9 protein-coding genes and 1 riboswitch are annotated in these 9,318 nt (G+C 45.0%); of the genes, 3 read left to right on the forward strand and 6 right to left on the reverse strand.

The annotated features are described in order from the left end of the window. Positions 1–251: 251 nt before the first annotated feature. Genes cbiQ through JGK36_RS32110 form a run of 3 tightly spaced genes read right to left on the reverse strand, consistent with a single transcriptional unit; the run spans position 252 to position 2,144 of the window. The gene (gene cbiQ, locus JGK36_RS32100) at positions 252–1,052 is read right to left on the reverse strand and encodes a cobalt ECF transporter T component CbiQ (protein WP_293199112.1); all 801 of its coding nucleotides are present in this window, start codon (positions 1,050–1,052) and stop codon (positions 252–254) included. Next, a complete protein-coding gene (locus JGK36_RS32105; RefSeq protein WP_293185377.1) occupies positions 1,049–1,381 on the reverse strand; it encodes an energy-coupling factor ABC transporter substrate-binding protein in 333 nt (110 codons plus the stop codon). The genes cbiQ and JGK36_RS32105 overlap by 4 nt, the downstream gene beginning before the upstream one ends. Positions 1,382–1,385: 4 nt before the next feature. Further along, the gene (locus tag JGK36_RS32110; RefSeq protein WP_293199114.1) at positions 1,386–2,144 is read right to left on the reverse strand and encodes an energy-coupling factor ABC transporter permease; all 759 of its coding nucleotides are present in this window, start codon (positions 2,142–2,144) and stop codon (positions 1,386–1,388) included. Positions 2,145–2,165: 21 nt separating this feature from the next. After that, positions 2,166–2,330: riboswitch (cobalamin riboswitch) on the reverse strand. Between the two features lie 194 nt (positions 2,331–2,524). Here JGK36_RS32110 and JGK36_RS32115 point away from each other — a divergent pair. Next, positions 2,525–3,202: a Uma2 family endonuclease gene (locus JGK36_RS32115; protein ID WP_293199116.1), complete on the forward strand. Its 678-nt coding sequence runs from the start codon at positions 2,525–2,527 to the stop codon at positions 3,200–3,202. 249 nt (positions 3,203–3,451) lie between these two features. Continuing rightward, a complete protein-coding gene (locus JGK36_RS32120) occupies positions 3,452–5,026 on the forward strand; it encodes an FAD-dependent oxidoreductase (protein ID WP_293199117.1) in 1,575 nt (524 codons plus the stop codon). Positions 5,027–5,231: 205 nt separating this feature from the next. Here JGK36_RS32120 and JGK36_RS32125 read toward each other — a convergent pair whose 3' ends face one another. Both JGK36_RS32125 and JGK36_RS32130 read right to left on the reverse strand, forming a co-directional pair. After that, a complete protein-coding gene (locus tag JGK36_RS32125) occupies positions 5,232–7,388 on the reverse strand; it encodes a pentapeptide repeat-containing protein (protein ID WP_293199119.1) in 2,157 nt (718 codons plus the stop codon). A gap of 25 nt (positions 7,389–7,413) precedes the next feature. Continuing rightward, positions 7,414–7,728, reverse strand: a complete 315-nt coding sequence (locus JGK36_RS32130) for a hypothetical protein (protein WP_293185382.1) — start codon at positions 7,726–7,728, stop codon at positions 7,414–7,416. A 291-nt stretch (positions 7,729–8,019) separates the two neighbouring features. On the opposite strand from JGK36_RS32130, the gene JGK36_RS32135 reads away from it, so the two are divergent. Then, positions 8,020–8,469 carry a hypothetical protein gene (locus tag JGK36_RS32135; protein ID WP_293193162.1) on the forward strand — a complete coding sequence of 150 codons (450 nt, stop codon included), beginning with the start codon at positions 8,020–8,022 and terminating at the stop codon, positions 8,467–8,469. Between the two features lie 50 nt (positions 8,470–8,519). Here JGK36_RS32135 and JGK36_RS32140 read toward each other — a convergent pair whose 3' ends face one another. Next, on the reverse strand, positions 8,520–9,167 hold the full coding sequence (locus tag JGK36_RS32140) for a Uma2 family endonuclease (RefSeq protein WP_293185386.1): 648 nt from the start codon (positions 9,165–9,167) through the stop codon (positions 8,520–8,522). Between the last annotated feature and the right edge of the window lie 151 nt (positions 9,168–9,318).

A 9,318-nucleotide genomic window follows, 5' to 3' on the forward strand; every position in this document is an offset into this window, starting at 1 on the left:
GCTTAATGATGCTAGTAATGAAAAAGCTATTTTTTTGAGGAGTCGTTTATTTATCATAGGATTTCCACAAGATAAGTGTTGACTACAATTATTCAACAGGTTTCTTGTGGAGTCAATTCATTAAAGTCATTGATTATGTTCATAAAAGTCATATCTTCAGTCAGGATAGAGGAGACGGCAATGCCGTGTCCCTACCCAAAATCATATTGTAGAGACACGGCACTGCCGTCTCCTCATTTCTTTATTTATTTTCAACTTTGAAATAACACACTTAACAAAGTTAAAACCGTGCACCCAAACACGGCTTCAAATGTATATCTTCGCGAAGTTTTGTAAGGGGAAGAATGCCAAACCCGCAATTCTCCATTAAAGCCACGCGATGCTAAACTCAACGAAACTTGACGGTAATTTACCAAAGTTCGCTGAAGTAATTGCCCGATTAAAATGCCTAAACTACGCATTCCCAGTTTCCAAGTGCGATAGCCACAGCGCGAGTTTTGGGCGATCCAAAGTTCATCTGCGATCGCCAATAAGCTAAAAATAAACCGATACATCAACAACAAGAGTTCTGTCAGCAAAGCCGGAAAGCGCAATTTTCTGAGGATTTGCAAGGTTTCTGTAAATGGCACCGTCAACAAAATGAAGTACATACAACTTGTCGATGCCAAGGTGCGCGGAAATAACAAACTCACTTGGTATAAGCCTGTGCGACTCACATACAGATAAAAATTGCCGATGCTAATCCCCCAACCTTGCCAAATATCCCACTGCATTGTCTGGATTTGATTTAACTCAATTCCATTAATCGCCAAAGCAGGCAAACTCGTCAACAAAAACATCAACGGTAGCGACAACAACCGCAGATATAGTTTCCCCGGAATGCCCGCGTAGATGATGATCCAGACTGCTAACCAAAGCGCGATCGACAATTGGACGATCGCCCCAGAAAGCAAAGATAGAATCAAAAGGGCGATCGCAAACGATAATTTGTGAGTTGGCGGCAACCCACGCAAACGATTGGTGTAAGCCAGACTATCAATCTGATGATTCATTCCAGCGGCGATTTATCATCAGATTGCTGAGATTGCGATCGACCTTTATAAAGCCCGATCGCATATCCGATCGCACCAGCCCCCAGCGCCGCTTGAGTCGCAAATAATAGACTGGCAATTTCAGCGCTAGGCGGTTCAAACAAGTGATTGAACCAAGGTTTATAATCGGGTTGAATTTCGGTAATTGCTTTCTGTGCGCGATCGTCCGATCCGCCGTATTCACCCCGCACAAAAACTAGGGGAATCACCGCAAGGGCGACAACTGCAATTACTAACATCCAATTTTGTTGCGAACTAGCTTGCTGATTTTTTGTAGGTTTTTGATTCACGACTTTATGACTCCTGTTTCAATAATTTCAGAATTTCTAACTCTGGTTTTCCGTAAGAATGCAGCCAATTCCAAACCAATAAAGTCAGCAATCCCTCACTAATCGCCAGAGGTACTTGAGTAATCGCAAAGATACTAGCAAACTTGAGAAACGAAGCCATAAAACCGCCACTCGCTGCCGGAAAAGCCAATGCCAACTGCATCGAAGTCACCACATAAGTCAGCAAATCTGCCAAAGCAGCCGCACAAAAAATTGCCAACCTTTGTTTACCAGTTCGCATCAGCAATTGATAGATAAAATATGCAGCAAACGGCCCAACAATCGCCATCGAAAACATATTCGCCCCCAACGTTGTCAGCCCACCGTGTGCTAACAATAACGTTTGAAACAACAGCACTAAAGCACCAAGTACAGCCATCACCGAAGGGCCGAACAAAATTGCACCCAAACCCGTACCCGTTGGGTGAGAACAACTCCCCGTTACCGATGGAATTTTTAAAGCAGAAAGCACAAAAGTAAACGCACCCGCCAAAGCTAGTAATAATTTAAGTTCCGGGTGTTCTTTGGTGATGCGAGTAATTTCACGCAAACCCAACACAAAAAAAGGCAAAGCCACCATCCACCAAAACGCAGCCCATTGTACAGGCAAAAAACCTTCTGAAATGTGCATAGCAGCGGCCGGTGTTGCCGAACCCAAGACAAGATAACAACTCAAGCCAGCCATCAATCCCAGGCTGACTAATTTCCGATTTCGCGCCTTCATCAAGTACCTCGCGGATGAGACTATGTGAACCAACACATCGGCGGGCGTTCTGACTTGAGAGGTAGAGGACTGAAGTCCTTACTACAAACCTCATTACAGTTGCGGGACAGCGTTGGATTTGCACCAAACTTTCCCCGTTTCCTCTAATGGCTGTTCCCCATTAGAACCGACTGCTTAGACATAGTTTAGTCGATCGCGTAAATCTCAGCCGATATTTTACAAAAATTAATTCAGATCAAATAAGTCAATATTACCTATCATCTTGCTTTTCTTCCTTTTCTTACTTAGCGTCTTTGCGACCCATAATATTCTTAATCAAATACAAAAGAACACCCAACAACTCAATGCTATAATATTAATGAGTTTCGAGAAAAATTACCATGTTAAATTACAACTTCCCGAAGCACTGGCCCTCAGCAGAAGAACTACCAGACTCAGATGAAACACCAGTGGATAACGAACTGCAAGAATTAATACCAGGATTGCTGAAAGCAATATTGCTCATAATTTGGGCAGAACGCATGGACTGGTTTTTTGGCATAGATATGGGTCTTTACCATCACCCTGACAAACCAGCTATTGTGCCAGATGCTTTCTTGAGTTTAGGTGTGGAAAGGTTTTATGACGAAGAATTGCGTCCCAGTTACGCGGTATGGGAGGAAAAAGTAATGCCAACTTTTGTCCTCGAAGTTGTTTCCCCAACTTATCGCAACGAATATACCGCCAAGTTGGAAGAATATCAAAGTTTAGGCATACTTTACTATGTCATTTATTCTTCTCGCCGCCGCCGCAAACCCCGTTTGGAAGTACATAAGTTAGTCAATGGCAAGTATGAGTTACAGCCAGGAAATCCTGTTTGGATGCCAGAAATTGGTTTGGGAATTGGTTGTGAAAGGGGAAATTATTCTGGGGTGACAAGGGAATGGTTGTATTGGTACGATGCGGATGGCAAACGCTATCTGACTCCTGAAGAACAGGTGAAGGAATTAGCCCAGCGCGCCGATCGACTAGCTGAACGATTGCGCGAGTTGGGGATAGATCCTGATAATATAAGCTAATTGAGAGGAAAGAGTGCCAGAATGACGCAGCCTGCGGGCGATCGCCAACCGAGTTTTTTCACCGATCGCGATCGCCCTAAACGCAAGATTTTCCCGAAAATCCCGATTTTTGCGTCCCGAAATGTGTGAAAATTATCAAAAAAATTAGGAAAGATGCGGCCTTATTTGGAACAGACAGAGAGTTTGATGGCAAAAATTGAGATGCAGATCGACAAAATGGCGATCGGGAGACGTGATTAAATAATGCTCATGGATCTACGTTCTTACGATATCATCTGCTTTGGTGATGAAGTTCCAGGAGTTCTAGCTGTTATCTCAGCAGCCAGAGAATACCGCCGCCGGACAAAGCTTTATCCGCGAGTTTTGCTGATGTCTAAAGGAAGCTTGCAAGAAGGAATTGGCGGACATTTAGTCAGAGGCGGCCTCGCTTATTTAGATCGAAGTCAGGTTAGTCAAGAACTCCAACAATCTTTAAATTTAGACCCCTTCGGTTCACCGCCGACAATCTATAAAGAATTCCTGCAAAAATCTGGTGTCAGCGCGATCGCCCTTGACCCCAGCAAAGCCACCGCAGCCCTGAAAGCAATGCTGGTACAAGCAGGAGTTGCACTCCTGGGCAAAGTAGAAATTAAATCAATCAATAAAGAAGGCAAAAAAATTACTAGCATAATTACCTCAAAAGGGACAGTTTATGTAGCAAAACAATTTATTGATGCCACTGTCAATGGCGAATTAGCTCAAGCCGCAGGTGTGCGAAAGCTGAATGGATTTGAAACCTTTGGTTTGCCTAACTCAGAACTTCCAGTCACCCTAGTTTTTGAAACTCAAGGACTCAGTGTCAGAAGACTGAAAGAACTCGATTATATTTATCTAAAACGCTTCACAAACCTTGCCGATTCTGAGGCTCAAAAATTTTTGCTGTCTGCTGCGGGGAAAGATGCCAAGCTAGCAGAAGAACTCCGCCTGGAAATGATCGACACCAGAGGAAATCTCAAAACTCTGTGGGCGGGCAACGATTACATTGATGTGCGATCGCCAGCTTTGTCTGTAGCATACCACTCTTTTAGAGGCAGAAAGCTATCTTTTTCTGAAACTGGCATAATTTTAGACGAAGGAAATATCGCCATACTTCCAGACGAAAGACTTTCGTGGAATGCGCTGTTATTTGCAGTCACTGGTAGCGAAGCAGAAGCCTTAGCGAGAAACGGGAGCAAACCCACAGCTAATATGCAAAAAGAGATGTCATTTCTGACCACTTGGCTGAAAAGTTTGGGGGCTACCTATGTTACTCCGGCTTCAGAACTTTATATCAGACACGCTGGGAATGTGACGGGAGTTGTAGAACCTTTAATAGGCGCACAAATGCTGCATGGTGGCGTACCAGCTACTGAAGCACTGGGAACATTTAGCTATCATTTTGATGTCCGGGGAGGCATTCCGGGGATTGGCGACAAAGCAAAGAGTCGAGGGTGGTTTAAAAGTCTGATGTTCCAACAGCCTACCTTCAATATTGGCATCCGCCACGCATTAATGAACAATGTTCCTAACCTGGCAGTTGTCAGTCCCTGTTCTGGATTTGAAGGGCTTGCTTGTGCTGTGGGCAGAATTGTAGAATTCAATGTAGCAGTTGGTCAAGGTGTCGGTATTGCGGCCGTTAATGCCATTCTCAATAACAAAAATTTAGCCGATATATCTAACCGAGAAGTCAGACAAGTTCTAGTTGAAACAGGCCAGTTACCTAAAATTTTTGGAGTTGCAAATAACACTGATGGAATGCTATTAGCACAATTCGAGACTCTTGTAAGTGCCGATGCTATTGCATAATATAGCACTTCTCAAAAAGGTAAGGCACGTTGTTGGGCTTCAGCCCTTCTTATAAGGTACGTTGTTGGGCTTCAGCCCTTCTTATCTAATTGGTAGTATGTGGAGCCATCCATCCTACCAAACAAAAGACAGAAAAATAAAGGTTCGTAGTGAGGGCTTTAGCCCGCAAAAAAGAAGGACTAAAGTCCTCACTACGAACCAAGTCTTAATTTTTTGGCGGGCACTTCGGATGAGTCCCTCCCTGCAAACAAATGTAAGCAATTTGACTTTGATCTAAATTCTTAACCTCCGCAAAATTAATACCTTGGAATCGACCTGATTTGCTACCAGCCTGACTTTGAATAAACTGATCCGAAGTCCCCTTCCCCAGGAAAACAGCGCCTTGAAAATTAGCTCCCGCTAAATTCGCACCTCTAAAATCAACCGAACTCACGTCCGCATTCCGCAAATTAGCATCTTGCAATCGAGCATCTTTTAAATTCGCGTTGGCAAGTTTAGCCGAACTTAAATCAGCATTTTGTAAATTTGCGCCGCTCAAATCAGCACCGGACAAATCAGCACCTTGCCATTCCGATTTAGACAAATTTGTTAGAGATAACTGAGTGCCTTGAGCCTTGACTTTGCCCAAACGCGCACTTTCTAAATTGGCTCCCGAAAAATTGGCGCTGCCGATATCTGCCCCGGTAAAGCTTGCCTCTTTTAACATTGCTTGCTGCAAATTCGCCCCAATTAAAAGACTGTTGCTAAGATTAGCTCCATTCAAATTTCCGCTTGACAAATTAGCTTTGTTCAGAACAGCGCGCACAAAAGTAGTGCGGTTCATTACGGCGCTGTTAAAAGATGCTCCGGTTAAATTTGCTCCTTCAAAATTAGCTTCGCTTAAGTCAGAAATCCAATCGTCAAATGTGCCAGGACGCCTGTCTTCGCCGGTGCCATAAAAGCGAATTCCCTGCAAGCTGGCATTTGTTAAATTGGCTTTTCTCAGCTTAATTCCTGATAAGTCAACTTTGTCTAATACTAAAGTAAACTGACCGGGGCCGGCAGGACTTTGACCTAAATCTGTGCGGCTCAAATCTGCACCGTTGAGCTGGCTGCTATACACTGTGAGAATTTTGCCGATCGCCCTTTGCACTGTTCTCTGACGGGTAGCCGCTAACTCGCGTTCCGGAGTCTTTCCACCGTAGCGCAGGGATTCGAGGTCATTGCTGAGGGCTTGGTTCAACCGCTGCAAATCAGGTAAAGCTTTCGGCCCGGTACTGACTAAAGCTTGCTGGATCGCGTCCAGCATCGCCTTGCTTTCTTCTTGAGCCAGCAAATCCGCTAACAGGGGTACGGCGCGGGAGTCTTCCACCGCCCCCAAAGCCAAAATAGCCGATCGCCTCCCCGATGTTCCGCTAGCCGAAGCAGGAGACAATTTGCTAACTAAAGCTACAAATAACTCGTCATTCCGCTGCCGAGAATCCCGCAAATTAGCTTGACTTTGAGTGTAGATCAGAGTGCCAACAAACAAACTTAAAATCAATCCCGCACTGCCAATAGTAACTATCACTAAAGTTGTCCCCGGATGTTGGCGAATCCAATTCCACAGACTGGGATCTTCTTTCATATTGGTTTCTGGAGTCAAAACCAAAGCCGCAATTTGCGCGTCTTCCTCAGTCCAATCTTGACTCTGGACAGGATTGGGTGACAGTTGGTGCGATTCCCTACGGGATAGCTTCGCTTCACGACTATTGACCACCAAAGTATTCGCAAGGCGATCGTGCCCCGATTGCCGTTTGTAGCGCAATCCAAAAGCGCCATCTGCCAGCACTGCCAAGCCGCTCAACGCCCCTAAAATGATTAAATCTGGAAACGCGCCAGTCAAGCGCCAAACCCCGTAAGCGACGCCCAGAGGCACTCCCCAGCGCCCCAAACTTTCGCGAACCAGCACCCGCGCCCAACCCGGAGGAGTACCCGAGGCTGTGACAACTTTCACTCCGAACCAGCGTTTCGGGAGAGTTTGACCGATTCTGGCGAGCAAAAACAACTGCCACGCCGCTAAAGCTGCCGGCGCCAGCAGCGCCCCCGACCAGAATAGATTAGTTAGGGGTGCAACTCTGGGGTTGCGATCGCGCACGGGGATGGCCAAAACACGGGCAACAGTTTCCGATGCTGCTGCTACCGAGGGATTGAGTGGCACGGTTTGAGCTTCTTTGTTAACCAGTGCCCCGATACTGAAGGGAACCAGGGCGCTAGCTGCGATTAACGAAATTTCAACAGTCCAAGCGCCACACCGGCGAACCAGCAGTGGCATTGGCTGGGATTGTCTTTGCCAAGACGGATCGGGTTGATTAATATCACCGGGTGCAGTTGGGTTAGACATATTTATAATTTCCTATTGTTAATCCTTAGTTGGAGGAATCAGGAGATATTGCCAATTTATACGCTATGTAGATTAGCACTCCGAGAACGCCAAGAGTCATCACGGCGGAAAGTAGCTGTACGATACTATTGAAGACTGTCAGAACAACGATCGCTCCGACGGCAAAGACTGCCACCTGTCCCGGTTTGGGGAGTTTCTGAAACTTCTCTAGAGATTGATTGTAGAAGGTTCCGATCGCTTGATAGCTGTCTGGATTTTGTTGGATGAGAGGCGATCGTTCTAGTTTAGCTTTGAGTTCTCCGATCGCTTGCTGCCAATTGAAGTTATTTTGAGGATTCATAAAAAAAATCAGTAGTTAAGTAGAAGGAAGAAGTCATTAGTCATTAGTCATTAGTCATTAGTCATTAGTCATTAGTCATTAGTCATTAGTCATTGGTCATTAGTTAACTGTCAACTGTCAACTGTCAACTGTCAACTGTCAACTGTCAAAGACATACACAGCAAGCTTGTTAGCGATCTATATTTTACTTTAATTAGGTAGATTTTACTTGATTGAGATCCACGTGTTTGGAACCGCAATTATCATCTATCGTCTAAAGAAGTAGGACTAAATCCCATTGTGTGAGGAAATATGAAGATACACTGTGCGGGCGATCGCGACAAACGGTGGTTTAGCCCGATCGTAACCGTAGCCTTGGCAATGATTTTAGCGGATGCCGGAGCTATTCGGAGCCAACCGTTGCAAATTGCTCCAGGATTTCCCGAACCGCTGAGAGTTTCGGGAGTTTCCGGCGGCCCGAACAATAGTGGCGACTGCGGTTTCGTAGCCCAAAGCCCCAACCAAGTCATCGAAGTAACCCAGGATTTGCCTTACTGGCGGATTGCAGTACAAACTGCGGGAGCTCCCAGTTTGATGATTCAGGGGCCGAGGGGTCGTTTCTGCGTCCTACCGGCGAATGCTGCTGCGGGGAATGTAGAATTTTCTGGTTATGGAGACAAGGGGACTTACGTGATTTTCGTGGGCGATCGATCGCAAGGTCAACACCCTTATTCTCTCTCAATTTCCCAACAGCGAAATTAACAATATAACGGGATGATAACGCTTGGTGTCAAAAAACAGAAGATTTCATATCAATTTTGTACTTGCTCTCTAACCCATTTGCGAAACAATCGGAGAGTTTGACTCGTCCCCGCGGTTTGACTTTGTTCGCAATATTGAGAAATCGCTTCAATAATTGGCAGATTGGGAAATATCGGACTAAATTCCGATTCAACATATTTCCCATCTTCAAGAACATTAATCTCAAGCCTTTTATTTTCATAGCGCCAGATTTCCGGGACTCCCAGCGCCTCGTAAGCATCCAGTTGAGTCTTGGAAGTGAGATCGACTTCAATTGCTAAATCCGGCGGCGGATCGACAGTTAAGTCGATGCGCTTTTTGCCAATCATTCGAGCGTAATTCTGGATGTAAAAACATTCATCAGGCTCAATTCCTTGCAACATACTTTTTCGTTTGAAAGTCGTCGAACCAAATGGTTCAAAGTCAATTTCAAGTTCCTCAAACAAAATTTTTACTAAATAGCCAATAATAATTTTAGCCTTCTCATGTTCTGGTAGGGGCATCCTAATCTCCAAAGTTCCTTGACTGTAAGCTATTCTAGAGCCACGGTGTTCTCCGAACTCCTCTAAAATCGCCTCAAATTCCTGCCAGTTGACATCGTTCAACAGCAGTCTATGTCCTGGCGGCACACTGATTTGCCTTAATTGCAGCGTTACCATTTCAACCTCCGATTTATTTAAATTTATTATAACTTGTGCATTAAGGTATGTTGTTGCGCTTCAGCGCTCTTTCTTATATATAGAGCAGTACGGTTCACTTAAGACTGCTAGTCAAAGGTACGTAGTTGCGCTTCAGCGCTCTTTCTTATAT

It is taken from the genome of Microcoleus sp. PH2017_35_SFW_U_B, assembly GCF_020737865.1.
Taxonomy (GTDB): Bacteria; Cyanobacteriota; Cyanobacteriia; order Cyanobacteriales; family Microcoleaceae; genus Microcoleus.

What these genes read in the sequence shown, in the direction of transcription:
- cbiQ (WP_293199112.1), bottom strand. Translation starts at nt 1,052, where the DNA reads ATGAATCATCAGATTGATAGTCTGGCTTACACCAATCGTTTGCGTGGG.
- JGK36_RS32110 (WP_293199114.1), bottom strand. Translation starts at nt 2,144, where the DNA reads ATGAAGGCGCGAAATCGGAAATTAGTCAGCCTGGGATTGATGGCTGGC.
- JGK36_RS32115 (WP_293199116.1), top strand. Translation starts at nt 2,525, where the DNA reads ATGTTAAATTACAACTTCCCGAAGCACTGGCCCTCAGCAGAAGAACTA.
- JGK36_RS32120 (WP_293199117.1), top strand. Translation starts at nt 3,452, where the DNA reads ATGGATCTACGTTCTTACGATATCATCTGCTTTGGTGATGAAGTTCCA.
- JGK36_RS32125 (WP_293199119.1), bottom strand. Translation starts at nt 7,388, where the DNA reads ATGTCTAACCCAACTGCACCCGGTGATATTAATCAACCCGATCCGTCT.
- JGK36_RS32130 (WP_293185382.1), bottom strand. Translation starts at nt 7,728, where the DNA reads ATGAATCCTCAAAATAACTTCAATTGGCAGCAAGCGATCGGAGAACTC.
- JGK36_RS32135 (WP_293193162.1), top strand. Translation starts at nt 8,020, where the DNA reads ATGAAGATACACTGTGCGGGCGATCGCGACAAACGGTGGTTTAGCCCG.
- JGK36_RS32140 (WP_293185386.1), bottom strand. Translation starts at nt 9,167, where the DNA reads ATGGTAACGCTGCAATTAAGGCAAATCAGTGTGCCGCCAGGACATAGA.